General features: G+C 73.3%; 18 protein-coding genes. 12 read left to right on the top strand and 6 right to left on the bottom strand.

Annotation, left to right across the window (positions count from 1 at the left end; genetic code table 11):
• Nucleotides 1-28: 28 nt before the first annotated feature.
• From JSX79_RS05095 to JSX79_RS05080, 4 genes are read left to right on the top strand one after another with little or no spacing between them, the layout of a single operon-like run.
• The gene (locus tag JSX79_RS05095) at nucleotides 29-1009 is read left to right on the top strand and encodes an HD domain-containing protein (protein WP_229085339.1); all 981 of its coding nucleotides are present in this window, start codon (nucleotides 29-31) and stop codon (nucleotides 1007-1009) included.
• Between the two features lie 26 nt (nucleotides 1010-1035).
• Nucleotides 1036-1296, top strand: a complete 261-nt coding sequence (locus JSX79_RS05090) for a hypothetical protein (RefSeq protein ID WP_092387509.1) — start codon at nucleotides 1036-1038, stop codon at nucleotides 1294-1296.
• A gap of 49 nt (nucleotides 1297-1345) precedes the next feature.
• Nucleotides 1346-2656 carry a PP2C family protein-serine/threonine phosphatase gene (locus JSX79_RS05085; RefSeq protein ID WP_229085338.1) on the top strand — a complete coding sequence of 437 codons (1311 nt, stop codon included), beginning with the start codon at nucleotides 1346-1348 and terminating at the stop codon, nucleotides 2654-2656.
• Between the two features lie 30 nt (nucleotides 2657-2686).
• The gene (locus JSX79_RS05080; protein WP_229085337.1) at nucleotides 2687-3520 is read left to right on the top strand and encodes a family 16 glycosylhydrolase; all 834 of its coding nucleotides are present in this window, start codon (nucleotides 2687-2689) and stop codon (nucleotides 3518-3520) included.
• A 3-nt stretch (nucleotides 3521-3523) separates the two neighbouring features.
• Here the strand turns inward: JSX79_RS05080 and JSX79_RS05075 are convergent, their stop codons facing one another.
• Nucleotides 3524-3742: a hypothetical protein gene (locus tag JSX79_RS05075; RefSeq protein WP_071294861.1), complete on the bottom strand. Its 219-nt coding sequence runs from the start codon at nucleotides 3740-3742 to the stop codon at nucleotides 3524-3526.
• Between the two features lie 40 nt (nucleotides 3743-3782).
• Nucleotides 3783-4037, bottom strand: a complete 255-nt coding sequence (locus JSX79_RS05070; protein WP_071294860.1) for a Rho termination factor N-terminal domain-containing protein — start codon at nucleotides 4035-4037, stop codon at nucleotides 3783-3785.
• Nucleotides 4038-4081: 44 nt separating this feature from the next.
• On the opposite strand from JSX79_RS05070, the gene JSX79_RS05065 reads away from it, so the two are divergent.
• From JSX79_RS05065 to JSX79_RS05050, 4 genes are all read left to right on the top strand, one after another.
• Nucleotides 4082-4447: an alpha/beta hydrolase gene (locus JSX79_RS05065; RefSeq protein ID WP_308061336.1), complete on the top strand. Its 366-nt coding sequence runs from the start codon at nucleotides 4082-4084 to the stop codon at nucleotides 4445-4447.
• The gene (locus JSX79_RS05060) at nucleotides 4348-4692 is read left to right on the top strand and encodes an alpha/beta fold hydrolase (RefSeq protein WP_229085363.1); all 345 of its coding nucleotides are present in this window, start codon (nucleotides 4348-4350) and stop codon (nucleotides 4690-4692) included. The genes JSX79_RS05065 and JSX79_RS05060 overlap by 100 nt, the downstream gene beginning before the upstream one ends.
• A 77-nt stretch (nucleotides 4693-4769) precedes the next feature.
• Nucleotides 4770-5669, top strand: a complete 900-nt coding sequence (locus JSX79_RS05055; RefSeq protein WP_229085336.1) for an SDR family oxidoreductase — start codon at nucleotides 4770-4772, stop codon at nucleotides 5667-5669.
• 88 nt (nucleotides 5670-5757) lie between these two features.
• Entirely contained in the window at nucleotides 5758-5895 is a 138-nt protein-coding gene (locus JSX79_RS05050; RefSeq protein WP_156794898.1) for a hypothetical protein, read from the top strand.
• On the opposite strand, the gene JSX79_RS05045 is transcribed toward JSX79_RS05050, so the two are convergent.
• A complete protein-coding gene (locus tag JSX79_RS05045) occupies nucleotides 5879-6514 on the bottom strand; it encodes a DapH/DapD/GlmU-related protein (RefSeq protein ID WP_229085335.1) in 636 nt (211 codons plus the stop codon). The genes JSX79_RS05050 and JSX79_RS05045 overlap by 17 nt on opposite strands.
• A gap of 152 nt (nucleotides 6515-6666) precedes the next feature.
• Here JSX79_RS05045 and JSX79_RS05040 point away from each other — a divergent pair, with 152 nt between their 5' ends.
• The gene (locus JSX79_RS05040) at nucleotides 6667-7614 is read left to right on the top strand and encodes an isoprenylcysteine carboxylmethyltransferase family protein (RefSeq protein WP_229085334.1); all 948 of its coding nucleotides are present in this window, start codon (nucleotides 6667-6669) and stop codon (nucleotides 7612-7614) included.
• Here the strand turns inward: JSX79_RS05040 and JSX79_RS05035 are convergent.
• Nucleotides 7595-8014, bottom strand: coding sequence for a VOC family protein (locus JSX79_RS05035; RefSeq protein WP_229085333.1), 420 nt, complete (start codon nucleotides 8012-8014; stop codon nucleotides 7595-7597). The genes JSX79_RS05040 and JSX79_RS05035 overlap by 20 nt on opposite strands.
• Nucleotides 8015-8123: 109 nt before the next feature.
• On the opposite strand from JSX79_RS05035, the gene JSX79_RS05030 reads away from it, so the two are divergent.
• A complete protein-coding gene (locus JSX79_RS05030) occupies nucleotides 8124-8801 on the top strand; it encodes a hypothetical protein (protein WP_229085332.1) in 678 nt (225 codons plus the stop codon).
• A gap of 148 nt (nucleotides 8802-8949) precedes the next feature.
• The gene (locus JSX79_RS05025; protein ID WP_229085331.1) at nucleotides 8950-11346 is read left to right on the top strand and encodes an excinuclease ABC subunit UvrA; all 2397 of its coding nucleotides are present in this window, start codon (nucleotides 8950-8952) and stop codon (nucleotides 11344-11346) included.
• Between the two features lie 255 nt (nucleotides 11347-11601).
• Here the strand turns inward: JSX79_RS05025 and JSX79_RS05020 are convergent, their stop codons facing one another.
• Nucleotides 11602-12750, bottom strand: coding sequence for an epoxide hydrolase family protein (locus JSX79_RS05020; RefSeq protein ID WP_229085330.1), 1149 nt, complete (start codon nucleotides 12748-12750; stop codon nucleotides 11602-11604).
• 104 nt (nucleotides 12751-12854) lie between these two features.
• On the opposite strand from JSX79_RS05020, the gene JSX79_RS05015 reads away from it, so the two are divergent.
• Nucleotides 12855-13550: a TetR/AcrR family transcriptional regulator gene (locus JSX79_RS05015; protein WP_229085329.1), complete on the top strand. Its 696-nt coding sequence runs from the start codon at nucleotides 12855-12857 to the stop codon at nucleotides 13548-13550.
• A gap of 123 nt (nucleotides 13551-13673) precedes the next feature.
• Here the strand turns inward: JSX79_RS05015 and JSX79_RS05010 are convergent, their stop codons facing one another.
• A complete protein-coding gene (locus JSX79_RS05010) occupies nucleotides 13674-14090 on the bottom strand; it encodes a YkvA family protein (RefSeq protein WP_229085328.1) in 417 nt (138 codons plus the stop codon).
• Between the last annotated feature and the right edge of the window lie 23 nt (nucleotides 14091-14113).

Raw genomic sequence — 14113 nt, 5'->3', positions numbered from 1 at the left:
GTCGAGGGGCAGGCGACGAGGGGGAACGGTGCACGGGGACGCGGTGGACACGCTCGGGATCGACGGGGTCTGGTTCGATCCGCTCTGGCGGGTGGAGGTGCGGCTCACCCCGCTCGAACGACGACTGCTCGAGACCTGGACGGTGCGACGGCTCGCGTTCGTCGCCCACGCCGGCGGTGCCGCGCTCACGACGACCCAGTCGTACTCGCGGCTCGAACACTCCCTCGGGGTGCTCGCGCTCGTCGCCGCCTTCGCCCCGGACGACCACCTCGCCCGCACGACCGCACTCCTGCACGACGTCGGGCACCTGCCGTTCAGCCACACGTTGGAGGGTCTGGGCGGCCTCGAGCACCACTCCCTCGGACGAACCGCGATCCGGCGCCTCGCGGACGAGGTCCCTGGTATCGACGCCGACCAGGTCATCGCGGTCGACGAGGGCCGCGTGCCGTCGGTGCTGACGTCGGTCCCGGGCGGGCTGAAGCTCGACCACCTGGACTCGTTCCTCCGGAGCGGCCAGGCGCACGGACGGACGCAGACGCCGCCGCACGTGCTGCTCGGTCGCCTGCGGCTCGTCGGCGGGACGGTCGACGCGGATCCGGACGACGCCCTCGAGCTGGCCGACCTGGCCATCCGCGAGGCACTCGCGCAGCGCTCCGCGGCGAACCTCGTGCCCGTGACCGTGCTCCGCGACCTCGTCGGGCGGCTGCTCGACCGCGGTGCGCTGTCGCCGGCCGACCTCGCCCGGAGCACCGAGGACGAGGTCTGGGCGCGCCTCGTCGCCGACCCCGACACCGCAACCGACGCCGAGCTCCTGCGCCGCCGACCGCAGGCGTGGCGCATGCGCACCGGCGACGGACCCGTGCCGACCGGTGCGCTCCGGCACACGGTCAGCCGTGGGTACCTCGACCTGCCGACGGTCGGAGGGCGTGCCCTGCGCGATCCGCGTGTCGCGGCGCTCGCCGCGGGCCTGCCGCTCCGGGTGGCCGTGACGCGCGACGGGGTGCGCTGACGCGGGCCGCCTGCCACGATGGGCCCATGCGCAAGGACGACCTCACCGTCGACGAGGCGACCGTCATCGCCCAGCACGCCCGCGACGGCGTGCTGGAACTCGACGATCCCGAGGTGCGCAAGGTCGTCGAGCAGGCGAACCGGGTCCTCGTCCGCGCACAGATGTGGGGCGACGAACCGAGTCCGCGGCTCCGACGGCGCCGGCGGTTCATCGCGATCGGCGCCCTCGTGATGGTGCTCGTCTGGGTCGCGGGGTTGCTCGCGCCGTTCGCCTTCCACTTCGGGTGACCCGGGCACGGGCTTGCCCCGCCGGGCCGGAGGGGCTTGACTCGACCCGATGACCAGCACGGCCGGCTCGACCGCGACCCCCAGGACCTGGACCGTGACCGCACGGGAGGACACCGGGCCCATCGCGCTCGTCGGGCTCCGCGCCTCGTGGGCGCCCCTGGCGAAGCAGTCCGTCGTCGCCGCCCTCGTGGTGGCCGCCGCGGTGACCAGCACACTCACGCCCTGGCTCCCGGTCACCGACGCGCCGCGGATGTGGACCGGCGTGGCACTCGCCCTCGGCGGACTGCTGGCGGCAGCTGTCATGGCGCGCTGGCCGGGCGCCGCCCGCGCCGAGCTGGTCGTCCCGGCAATCGACTTCATCGCGATCGGACTGCTCCGGTACGGCACGGGCGACACCCGTTCGGTGTTCCTCGCCGTCGTCGTCCTGCCGGTGATCTGGATGGCGGCGAGCCCGGGTCGGCGCCACGTGCTGTACCCGCTGCTCGGGACCTGCGCCACGCTGCTGCTGCCGTACGTGCTGGAACCCACCGAACCGCGTCCGAGCGAACTCGTCCGGCTCGCCTTCGCGGTCGTCGTGTACGGCGCGACGGCGGCGGTGACCAACGAGCTCGCCCGGCAGGCGGACGTCCGGCTCAGCACCGCGCAACGTCGTCGTCGCGTGGCCGAGGGTGAGATCGACCGGGCCGCCCTCGTCCAGCAGTCCCTGCTGCCCGCGTCCACGGAGGGACTCCCACCGGAACTCCACGCACTCGGGGTGTGCATCCCGGCACGGACCGTCGGCGGCGACTTCTACGACTGGTTCCCGACACCGGACGGCGCGGCCTTCACGCTCGGCGACGTGATGGGCAAGGGCGTCGGCGCCGGCATGATCGCCGCCGCGGTCCGGTCCCTCGTGCGCAGCACCGTCGACGAACCGGACGCGGCCACGGCGGTCCGTCGAGCGGCCGCCGGCCTGGCGACCGGGACGTCCGACGTCGAGAGCGCACAGTTCACGACGTGCTTCCACGTGCGGATCGACCGCGACGGCCACGCCCGCTGGGTCGACGCCGGCCACGGGTTGAGCCTGCTCCGTCGTGCCGACGGCGCAGTCCGGTCACTGCGGTCCGGGCACCTGCCGATCGGCGTCGGGACCTCGTGGTCGAGCGAGACGACCGACCTCGAGCCCGGCGACGTCGTCGTGAGCGTCAGCGACGGGGTGCTCGACCTCTTCGGCGGGGACCTCGACGCGCTCGACCGCTTCGAGGCCTGGGTCGCCGAGCGCTCGCACCCCCAGCAGCTCGTCGACGGGATCACCGAGCTCGCCCACCGCGGCGAGCACCCCGACGACGTCACGGTGCTCTGCATCGCCTACCGACCCTGACCACCCACGCGCACACCCGAGGAGGACGACGTGGACGACCGCATCGACCGTCGCCGGTTCATGACCGCCGGCATCGCCGGGACCACCGCCGCGATCGTCGGCACGAGCATCGCGAGCCGCTCCACGCCGGCCGTGGCGGCAGCGGGCACCCTGCTCGCCGCGGACGAGTTCGACGGGCCAGCAGGCAGTGCGCCGAACAGCGCGGTCTGGCGGTACGACCTCGGCGCGGGCGGGTGGGGCAACGGGGAACTGCAGACCTACACGGACTCCCGGCGGAACGCGGCGCTCGACGGTGCCGGCAACCTCGTGATCACCGCCCGGCGTGAGGCCGACGGTTCGTTCACCTCGGCGCGGCTGAAGACCGAGGGCACGTCGACGGCGCAGTACGGCCGGATCGAGGCGCGCATCCGGATCCCCCGGGGGCAGGGGATCTGGCCCGCGTTCTGGATGCTCGGCGCGGACATCGGGTCGGTCGGGTGGCCGGCCTGCGGCGAGATCGACGTGATGGAGAACGTCGGGTACGAACCGACCGTGGTCCACTGCACGGTGCACGGCCCGGGGTACTCCGGCGCGCAGGGCATCTCGGCGGCGTCCACGAACCCCACGGGGGCTCCGTTCGCCGACGACTTCCACGTGTTCGGCGTCGACTGGCGTCCGGACTCGATCACGTGGTCGGTCGACGGCACGGCGTACCGGACGCTGACCCGAGCCGACGTCGGGGCGAATCCGTGGGTGTTCGACAAGCCGTTCTTCGTCGTCCTCAACGTGGCCGTCGGCGGCTCGTGGCCCGGGTCACCCGACGCGTCGACGCGCTTCCCGCAGCAGATGACGGTGGACTGGGTGCGCGTCTTCGCGAACGCCTGAGGCTCAGGGGCGGCCGCGGCCGTTCCGCGCGACCAGCCACAGGTACGTGCTGTGCCCGATGAGGGCGAGGCCGAAGAACACCGCGGCCACGGCGTACACGCGGTCGAGCTTGCCCTGTCCGATCACGAGCATCACGACGCAGAACACGACGGCCACGGCGAGCACGCCCACCTGCACCGTCGACCAGATCCGTCGGAAGCGCGGCATGCCCGTCTCGTTCACGACTCCATGGTGCCAGACGCCGTCAGTGCTCCCGGTACCGTCAGTGCTCCCGGAGCGCCTCGACGAGCTCGGCCTTCCGCTTCGACGAGTACCCGGTGATGCCGAGCTCCTTCGCGCGTCGCTTGAGGTCCGCCACGGTCCAGTCGTCGTACGACCCGGACTCGCCGCCCTTCTTCGCCACGGCGTGCTCGCCCCGCGCCGCCGCGGCGTTGCTGATGCGGGCGGCCTTCTCCTTCGAGTTGCCCTCCTTGCGGAGCTCCTCGTACATGTCCGGCTTCTTGAGTTGGTTCGGCATGGCGCACACCGTACGCCCGGGTCCTCGACGTGGGAGACTCCGGCATGACCGAACCCTGGACCTCCGACCCGGGTGGTCCGGGCACCCCGATCGTGCTGCTCCACCCCGGTGGCACCGATTCCCGGTCGATGTCGGCGCTGGCCGAGGCGTTCGGTGGCGCCCGTGTCGTGCTCGTCGACCGAGCCGGGCACGGTCGCACTCCCGACGTCGACGGCCCGTGGCACTTCGCGGACATGGCCGAAGAACTCGCCGGCACCGTGCGGTCCCTCGGCGCCGGTCCCGTGCACCTCGTCGGGTGCCGCCCCGGTTCATGGCGAACGCCTACGCCGAGGTGTCCCCCGATCCTCCGGAGCACTGGGAGGTCGTCACCGTCAAGTCGCGGGTGCTGCACACGGCGGAACCCGCGGTGACGGTGGCGCAGCTGGGCGGCCTCGCCGTCCCGGTCCTCATCCTGTGCGGGGACGACGACGAGGTGCGGCTCGACCACCTCGCCCAGATGCTCGAGGCGCTGCCGGACGGCGAGCTGGCGGTCGTCCCGAGGGCGACGCACGGCCTCGTCGTCGAGCAGCCGGACCTCGTCGCGCAGCTCGTCGAGGCGTTCCACGCGACCGACAAGAGCGACGGTGTCGCACCCCGCCGTCGCGCGCGGCGCTGACCGGACACCGCACTCCTGGGCGGCGGTCCAGATGCCGTCCGGTTCTGTGGGAGGGAACCGATGAGAGGACCCGCACCATGCCCCGCGACCAGTACGAGCCAGCCGACCCGCGTACCCGCTACCCCGACGTCCAGCCGGAGCCGCAGACGCAAGCCGAGCCGGGCCTCCAGAGCCGCATGCGGCCGGTACCGGACCTCGGTGAGGAGACCTACCGGGGAACCGGCCGGCTCGCCGGTCGGAAGGCGCTGATCACCGGCGCGGACTCCGGTATCGGTGGCGCCGTCGCCATCGCGTTCGCCCGCGAGGGTGCAGACGTCGCGCTCGCGTACCTCCCGGAGGAGCAGTCCGACGCGGACCACGTCATCGAGCAGATCCGCGCCGCGGGCCGGACGGCCGTCGCGGTACCAGGTGACCTGCGCGACCGGTCCTACGCGACCACGCTGGTCGAGCAGGCCGTCGCGGGACTCGGCGGCCTCGACGCGCTCGTGAGCGTGGCCGGCAAGCAGCGTTGGCAGCCCGAGGTCGAGGACCTCACCGACGAGCAGTTCGAGGCGACGTTCGACGTCAACGTGTTCGGGCTGTTCCGCCTGGTCCGCGCTGCGCTCCCCCACCTGCAGCCGGGGTCGACGATCACCACGACGGCGTCGATGGAGGCGTACGCGCCCGCTCCGGACCGGCTCGACTACGCGGCGTCGAAGGGCGCGATCAACAACCTCTCGAAGGGGCTGTCGCAGGCACTCGTCGAGCGTGGGATCCGGGTGAACATCGTGGCGCCCGGACCCACCTGGACCGTCCTGCAGCCGAGCGGCGGCGTCGACCCGGAGTCGCTGCCCGAGTTCGGGTCGAGCGAGTCGCCGATGGGCCGCGCCGGGCAGCCGGCCGAACTCGCGCCCGCCTACGTGTTCCTCGCCTCGCACGAGTCGAGCTACGTCGCCGGGGAGACCCTCAACGTGAACGGCGGCATGGTGACGCCCTGACCCGGCACGGCCCACGGGCTGCACGCACCCGGGAATGGAACGGGCGTCCCGGGTGTCTCATCCACCACCGAACGCGAAGGAGCACACCATGAGCCACGACCTCCACGAGAGCACGGCCGTCGACGTCCAGCGGAGCTGCACGCCGGCGACGACGGTCTCCGTCCTGCACGACGAGCGCAAGCCGTCGTTCGGGCGCTGGCTGGGCCAGATCAACCGGCAGGACTGACCGCCGGAGCGACGCCTGCGGCCGGGACCGCGGGCGTCGCCGCCGCGGCGGCCGCAGGTGCGGGGGCTGCGCCCGGGACGCCGAGTTCGCGGATCCGCCGCGCCGGCACCCCGGCGTAGACCCCGTGGGAGGTGAGCCGCCCCCGGACGACCGCCCCGGCCGCGACCACCACGTCGTCCTCGATGACCGTCCCGGGCAGCACGACGGCACGCCCACCGATCCAGACCCGCTCGCCGATGTCGACCGACCGGCCCGAGGCGGTCTCGCTCCACGCCCCGTCGTCGCCGATCTCGTGGTGGCTCGTCATCACGAGCACCTGCATCCCGATCGCGGTGTGGTCGCCGATCCGGACCGGCGCGACGGCCTCGACCGTGACGTTCCGGTTGAAGTACACGCCCCGGCCGACCACGAGGTTCTTCGGGTCCCCCGTCAGTGAGAACAGCGGACCGGGGCTCGACGCGAGGTCGGCGCCCGCGGCGGACGCGATCAACCGGCGTACCGCACGCGGTAGGAACGGCGACCCGAGCAGCAGCGTGAACAGCGTGTACTCGCGGGCGTGGACGACGTCGTCGCGCAGCCGTGAGCCGAACGTGGACGGAGATGCGGTGCGTGCGGACATGCCGCCTCCAGGTCTCGCAGGGGGACGTGTGCGTCCTCGCACACAGCCGGAACGGTAGGTCGGCTCGAGCACGGTCGACAACGCGGGGACCGGGGCGTTGCGCGATTCTTGCGGTGTCCGCTGCCGGGATCCCGCACTGCTACCGTGCTCGCATGTCCTGGGGCCGACGGTACTTCGCGGTCCAGTCGGTCGCGGGGGCCCTCTGGTGGATCGCGGTGTGCACCCTCCCCGGGGTCCGGTCGGCGACCCTCGGCTCGCTCGACCCCGTCGTCGTCGCGGTGTTCGACGTCCCGCTCTTCGTCGTGGCATCGGCGCTCGCAGCGGCCGGCAGTCGCGCCGCCGCGGTGGTCACGACCGGGTGGACCGCGCTGGTCCTGGCCGCCCTGGCCGTCTGGGCCACCGCGACGACCGAGGCCGGTGCCGGTGTGATCGTGATGATCGGCGCGACCGTCGGGTCCGCCCTCGCCCTGGCGCTCGTCGTGCTCGGCCGGGTCCCGACCGAGTGGCTGACGACCGGCCCGCTGCGGTTCCGGACCGCCGACCCCGACGCGGGTCGCCGCCGCCACGTCCTCGGCACCGTCCTGCAGATCACCGTCTTCTGGGGGCTCTTCCTCGGGGTGCTGCCGCTCGTCATCGCCGCCGCCGAGCACCGCTGGCGGCTCCACGCGACGCTGCCCGACGGCTTCTTGACCACCGCTGTCGTCACCGGAGCCGTCGCACTCGTCGCCGCGAGTGCGCTCGGCATCGCGTCCGCCGCGGCGATGTCGACGCAGGGCGCCGGGACCCCGCTGCCGTCCGCGATGCCGAACCGGCTCGTGATCGCCGGTCCGTACCGATCGGTGCGCAACCCGATGGCGCTCGCCGGGATCGCCCAGGGCGTCGCCGTCGGGCTCCTGCTCACCTCGTGGATGGTCGTCGTGTACGCGCTCGCCGGGTCGATCGTCTGGAACTGCGTCGTCCGCCCGCTCGAAGAGGCCGACCTCGACCACCGGTTCGGCGACGACTTCCGGCGCTACGCCGCACGCGTCCGGTGCTGGGTCCCCCGGTGGCCGATCCCGGCGAGCGCCCCGGCGGACGCGATCAGCCCGCCGCGCCGCTGATGTTGACGAGCCAGGTCACGCCGAAGCGGTCGGTGACCATGCCGAACGTGTCGCCCCACGGGGCATTCGTGAGGGGTTCGATGATCGTCTTCGCCCCGTCGGCGAGCCCGTTCCAGTAGCGCGTGAGGGCGTCCTCGTCGTCACCGCTCAGGGACACCGAGATGTTGCTGACGTCGGGACCTTCCATGCCGGTCGGTGCGTCGGAAGCCATGAGCAGCAGACCGTTCTCGCCCTCGAGCTGGCCGTGCATGACCTTGTCGGCGTCGGCGGGGTCCTGTGCCATCCCGGCCTCGCCGAAGGTGTTGACGGTGAGTTCGCCGCCGAAGACGCCGTGGTAGAAGTCGAGCGCGTCACGGGCCTGGTCGCGGAGGCCGATGTACGGGTTGAGTCGGACGGTCATTGTGGACTCCTCGCGGATGGTGCACGGGCGCCGTCGTCCGTGTCGCGTCGATCGTCCCAGACCGTCGGCGCGCGCGGAAGCCCGTGGGCGGGTCGTGCAGGATGGGGCGGTGGACAGCGACGACGCGTACGACGAGCACCTCACCGCCGAGATGCCGTGGACCGAGGTGGTCCGGACACTCGAGGGCCTCGGGTGGACGCCGTGCGGCACCGGGGACTGGGCGTGCGCGTTCCGTTCCCCCTCCGGTCGACTCGCGGCTCGGGTCAGCCCGTTCGACCCCGCCGGGCCGTACTCGGCGATGCTCTACCGTGTGGCGGCGCACACCCGTCAGGTCCCCGTGCTGGTCGACCACCGCGTGCTCGAGGGTGGGTCCGACCTCACGGTGATGGAGTACCTCGCGCCGGTGTCCGCGGCCGAGGGGGCGGCCTTCCACCGGTCGATCCGTGCACGGGAGCCGGACGTGGCGGCGCTCGCCGAGCACATCGACGCCGTGCACGCGCGTGGTGCCCGGGAGCAGCCGTGGTGGGGTCCGCTCGACGACAACCCGGCGAACGTGATGCGCGGCTCGGACGGCCGGCTGGTCGTCGCCGACCTGTTCTACGCGGACGGCCCCGCGCTGTACGCCACGGTGCGGGACGACCCCGACCGGGTCGTGCGGGACTACCCGGAGCACCTGCGTCGGCACATGACGGAGTTGCCGCTGGCGAGTTCCGGCGGGTGGGCGGCCGGCGACGCGGAGCGGATGCGCCGGGCACTGGCGGCGGCGGACCGACGCCGGTCGGGATGACGTCCGGGCGGTCCCCGCCCACCACCAGCACCGGACGCTCCCGGCACACGACCAGCACCGGACGGTCCCCGCACACCACCAGCACCGGACGGTCCCCGCCCGCCACCGGCACCCGAGCACCCAGCCGCCTCGGCCTAGCATCGTGAGGATGCCCGACCCCCGCCCCGACGAGTACATCCGCGTCCGCGGCGCCCGCGAGCACAACCTGCAGGACGTGGACGTCGACATCCCTCGCGACCGCATCGTCGCCTTCACCGGCGTCTCCGGCTCCGGCAAGTCGAGCCTCGCGTTCGGCACCGTGTTCGCCGAGGCGCAGCGCCGGTTCCTCGAGTCCGTCGCGCCGTACGCCCGGCGGCTCATCGCGCAGGGGTCCACCCCGCACGTGGAGTCGATCACGGGACTCCCCCCGGCCGTCGCCCTGCAGCAGCGCCGCGGTGCGCCGAGTGCCCGCTCCACCGTGGGCACGCTGACGACCCTGTCGAACTCGATGCGCATGCTCTTCTCCCGCGCCGGCACCTACCCGCCGGGAGCCGACCGGCTCGAGTCCGACTCGTTCTCGCCGAACACCGCCGCCGGGGCCTGCCCCCGCTGCCACGGACTCGGCACCGCGCACGAGGTCACCGAGGCGTCCGCGGTCCACGACGACTCGCTCAGCATCCGCGACGGCGCGATCACCGCGTGGCCCGGCGCCTGGCAGGGCAAGAACCTCCGCGACGTGACGGCGGTGCTCGGCTACGACATCGACCGGCCGTGGCGGGACCTCCCCCGCGCCGACCGCGACTGGCTGCTCTTCACCGAGGAGCAGCCGGTGGTCGAGGTGCACCCGAAGCGCGACCGGGTCGCCAAGCCCTACCGTGGTCGGTTCTGGAGCGCCCGACAGTTCGTGCTGCACACCCTCGCGGACTCCCAGAGCGAGACCCAGCGTGCCAAGGCCCTGCAGTACGTCGAGTCCGGGCCGTGCGGCCTGTGCGGCGGCACCGGGCTCACCCGGGCGGCCCTCGCCGTGACGGTCGGCGGGCACAGCATCGCCGACCTCAACGCGCTGCCGATCACGGCGCTCGCCGACGTGCTCCGACCGATCGCCGCGATCACGGACGCCTCGGCGGCGACATCCCGTGCGTCCTCGGGCGAGCACACCGAGGTGGCCGTGGCGATCGCGGGTGACCTCGTCACGCGCCTCGACGTCCTGCTCGGCCTCGGGCTCGGGTACCTCGCGCTCGACCGGTCGACGCCGACGCTCTCCCCCGGTGAGACGCAGCGGCTCCGGATCGCGACGCAGCTCCGCTCCGGGTTGTTCGGTGTCGTGTACGTCCTCGACGAGCCGAGTGCCGGTCTGCACCCCGCCGATGCCGAGTCCCTCGTGCAGGTGCTCGACGACCTCCGCGCCGGCGGCAACAGCGTCTTCGTGGTCGAGCACGACATGAGCATCGTCCGCCGCGCCGACTGGATCGTCGACGTCGGGCCTGGCGCGGGCTCCGGTGGCGGCACCGTCTTGTACAGCGGTCCCGTCGACGGCCTCCAGCACGTCGAGGAGTCGGTGACGCGGCGGTTCCTCCACCCGGCCGGCCCACCTGCCGCCCGCACACCGCGGGAGCCGGTCGCCACCCTGGCGCTCCGCGACGTGACGCTGCACAACCTGCACGGTCTCGACGTCGACGTCCCGCTCGGGGTCCTCACTGCGGTGACCGGGGTGAGCGGCTCCGGGAAGTCCTCGCTCGTCGGTGGCGTCCTGGCCACCGAGGGCGCCTCGCACCCGCTCGTGACCCGGGTCGTCCAGGTCGACCAGAAGCCGATCGGCCGCACGCCCCGGTCGAACCTCGCCACCTACACGGGCCTGTTCGACGCCGTCCGCCAGGCCTTCGCCGCCACCGATGCCGCACGGGAGCGCGGCTGGGGCGCCGGACGGTTCTCGTTCAACGTCGCGGGCGGCCGGTGCGAGGTGTGCCAGGGCGAGGGGTCCGTCTCCGTCGAGCTGCTCTTCCTGCCCGGCAGCTGGGCGCCGTGCCCGGAGTGCCACGGTGCCCGGTACAACGCCGAGACGCTCGAGGTCCGGTGGGACGGCGCGAGCATCGCCGACGTGCTCGGCATGACCGTCGACGAGGCGGCACCGTTCCTCGCCGGCCTCCCGGCCGCGGCGCGCGGGCTCGAGACGCTGCGCCAGGTCGGTCTCGGCTACCTCCGACTCGGACAGCCCGCCCCGGAGCTGTCCGGCGGCGAAGCGCAGCGCATCAAGCTCGCCACCGAACTGCAGCGCGCCCGGTCCGGCCACACGCTCTACCTGCTCGACGAGCCGACCACCGGCCTCCACCCCGCCGACGTCGAGCTGCTGTCCGAGCAGCTGTCGCGGCTCACGGACGCCGGCAACACGGTCGTGGTCGTCGAGCACAGCATGGACGTCGTCGCGGCGGCCGACCACGTCATCGACATGGGTCCCGCCGGCGGGGACGCGGGCGGGCAGGTGGTCGCCGCCGGCACGCCGGCCGCGGTCGCGGCGTCCGCCACGAGTCGGACCGCGCCCTACCTGCGCGCGCAGCTGGGGCGGTGAACGCGAGCGGGTGACGGCCTGGAGGCGCGGTGCGGGCCCGAACCGTGCCTCCAGTCCGACCCGGTGCGGGTCGAGGGCCGCAGCGCTCGCTGAGTGGCCATCAGCTTTTCATCCCTCCGGAGGATGCACCCACGGGGCGACCGGAGCATGCTGAGCGGTGTGTGGGGAGTCCGGTCGTCCGCGACCGCGGTCGTGAGGGCCGCGGTCGCGACGCGCCGGACCGTCTGATCCGACCCGGTCCGGGCCGGTCTGTCCTCAGCGACGCAGCCCGCGCAGCCCGCTGCGGAGCTCGTCGACGAGGACCTCGGGCTGCTCGAGTGCCGCGAAGTGCCCCCCGCGCGGTGCCTCGCCGTAGTGGACGAGGTCCGGGTAGGCGGCCTCGATCCACGTGCGCGGCAGGAGCGGGATGTCCCGCGGGAACACCGTCACGGCGACGGGGAGGTGCAGCACCGGGCCCGCCATCGTGGCGCGGCGGTTCTCCCAGTAGATCCGGGCGGAGGACGCGGCGGAGTTCGTGAACCAGTACAGCGATATCGTGTCGAGGATGTCGTCGACGTCGATGGCCTGCTCGGCGAGGCCCTTGTTGTCCGTCTTCGACTGGAACTTCTCGTAGATCCACGCTGCTTGCCCCACCGGTGAGTCCGCGAGGGCGAACCCCGGCGTCTGCGGCTTCGTGCCCTGCAGGTGGTTCGACCCGCCGAGCGGTCCCGCGTAGCGCGCGAGGGAGTCGACCGCGTGCTGCTCCTCGGGCGTGCGCTCGTCCGGGATCGTCTCGGGGACGGCGTACGGGGTGTTCAGGTGGATGCCCGCCAGCCCCTCCGGGCGCGCCGCCGCGAGTGCGGTCGTCACCACGGATCCCCAGTCCCCGCCGTGTGCCACCCACCGGGTGTACCCGAGTCGCCGGATCAGCTCGGCCCACGCCGTGGCCGTGCGATCGGCGTCCCACCCCGTGGTCGTCGGCTTGCCGGAGAACCCGAACCCGGGCAGCGACGGCACGACCACGTCGAAGGCGTCCGCAGGGTCACCACCGTGCGCGGCCGGGTCGGTCAGCGGACCGATGAGGTCGACGAAGTCCAGGACCGAGCCCGGCCAGCCGTGGCTGAGGAGGAGCGGCATCGCTCCGGGTTCGGCGGACCGGACGTGCAGGAAGTGGATGTCGAGTCCGTCGATCTCGGTACGGAACTGCGGGGACCGGTTCAGCCGCTCCTGGAACCGCACGGGGTCGTGGTCGTGCAGCCAGTGGTGCACGAGGGCCCGCAGGTTCTCCGACCGGACGCCCTGGGACCAGTCCGGCACGGTCTCCGGGTCGGGCCACCGGGTCCTGGCCAGACGGGCGCGGAGGTCGTCCACGTCCGCCTGCGGGACGTCGACGCGGAACGGGCGGACGGCGGTGGATGCGGTCATGGTCTGTGGTCCTCGCGATGAGTGTGCGGCAGTTCGTTGCACACGGTTGTGCAACGAACACCGGAACCGTAACCCATTGCACAGCAGTGTGCAATGATCGGTGCATGGCTTCCGGATCCGCACGCGACCTCGCGATGGACGAGACACGGAACCGGATCCTCGACGTCGCCCGCGAACTCCTCGGCCGGCGACCGGATGCCGGCATGGGCGAGGTCGCACGGGCCGCCGGAGTGGTCCGCCGCACCGTCTACGGGCACTTCCCGGCCCGCACCGACCTCGTCCGCACGCTGGCCGAGCGAGCGGGAGCGGAGATCGGCGCCATCCTCGCGCACGCCGACGTCGACGGATCGCCCGCCGACGCCGCGTGGGCGCAGTTCGTCACCGACCTCTGGCCGCTCGCTCACCGGTACCGGGTGCTGTTGGCGCTCCGTCGTGGGCAGCAGGGCGACGAGATCCACGCCCTGCTCGGGGCGGTGGACCGGCGTCTCGCCGTGCTCGTCCAGCGGGGTCAGGACGACGGGGTCTTCGGGCGGCACCTCCCGGCGATCGCCCTCGGGCAGATCGCCTCAGCGACCGTCTTCGCCATCGCCGACGACAGCCGCCCGACGGCACCGGACGCGCCTGATGCCGGCGACGGAGCGGATGCCGGCGGTGCAGCGGATGCCGGCGGTGCAGCGGGTGCCGCCGATGCAGCGGGTGCCGCCGATGCACTCGATCTGCGGGCCGCGGTCACCACCAGCCTCCTCGTCCTCGGCGTCCCGGCAGCACGGGCGCAGGAACTCGCTCCCGCGTCGGACTGACGGGGTCGATCGGACCACCGTCGCGCGCGCTGCGCGAAGGACCACGCCCACGCCCACGCCAGCGCGCGTTCCCACGCGCACGCCCCGGGCCCCGGGCCCGTTCCCGGCCGGGTCTCGGCCTGGTCACGACCCCGACAGGCCCACCGCGGCGCGCACGGCACGCAGCCCTTCCGGCGTACCCGGCCAGTGCCGGTCCACCGCCGCCGCACCCGCCCGCCGCGTGACGAACCGGAGCACGAGCGCGACGACGATCGCGTCGTCGAGGTACCCGATCACCGGCACGAAGTCCGGCACGAGGTCGATCGGCAGCAGCAGGTACCCGAGGAGTGCGACCAGGGCGACGCGCACACCCCGCGGCACCGTCGGGTCGGCGACGAGCCGCCGGACCAGCCGCACGACGTCGGGGACGAGCCGGAGCGCCTCGACCAGCCGGAGGCCGTCACCAGATCGACGTGCGGCGACCACCAGGGCGATCACCACGACGCCCCACACGATGACGAACCCGCCCACGATCGCGACGACGACCGACCACCACTCCATGTCCCGAGCATGGCGGACGCGGT

The organism is Curtobacterium sp. GD1 (assembly GCF_020882855.1).
GTDB lineage: Bacteria > Actinomycetota > Actinomycetes > Actinomycetales > Microbacteriaceae > Curtobacterium.
Note: the sequence above shows the minus strand (reverse complement) of the source record. Positions and strands in the feature narration are given on the sequence as shown.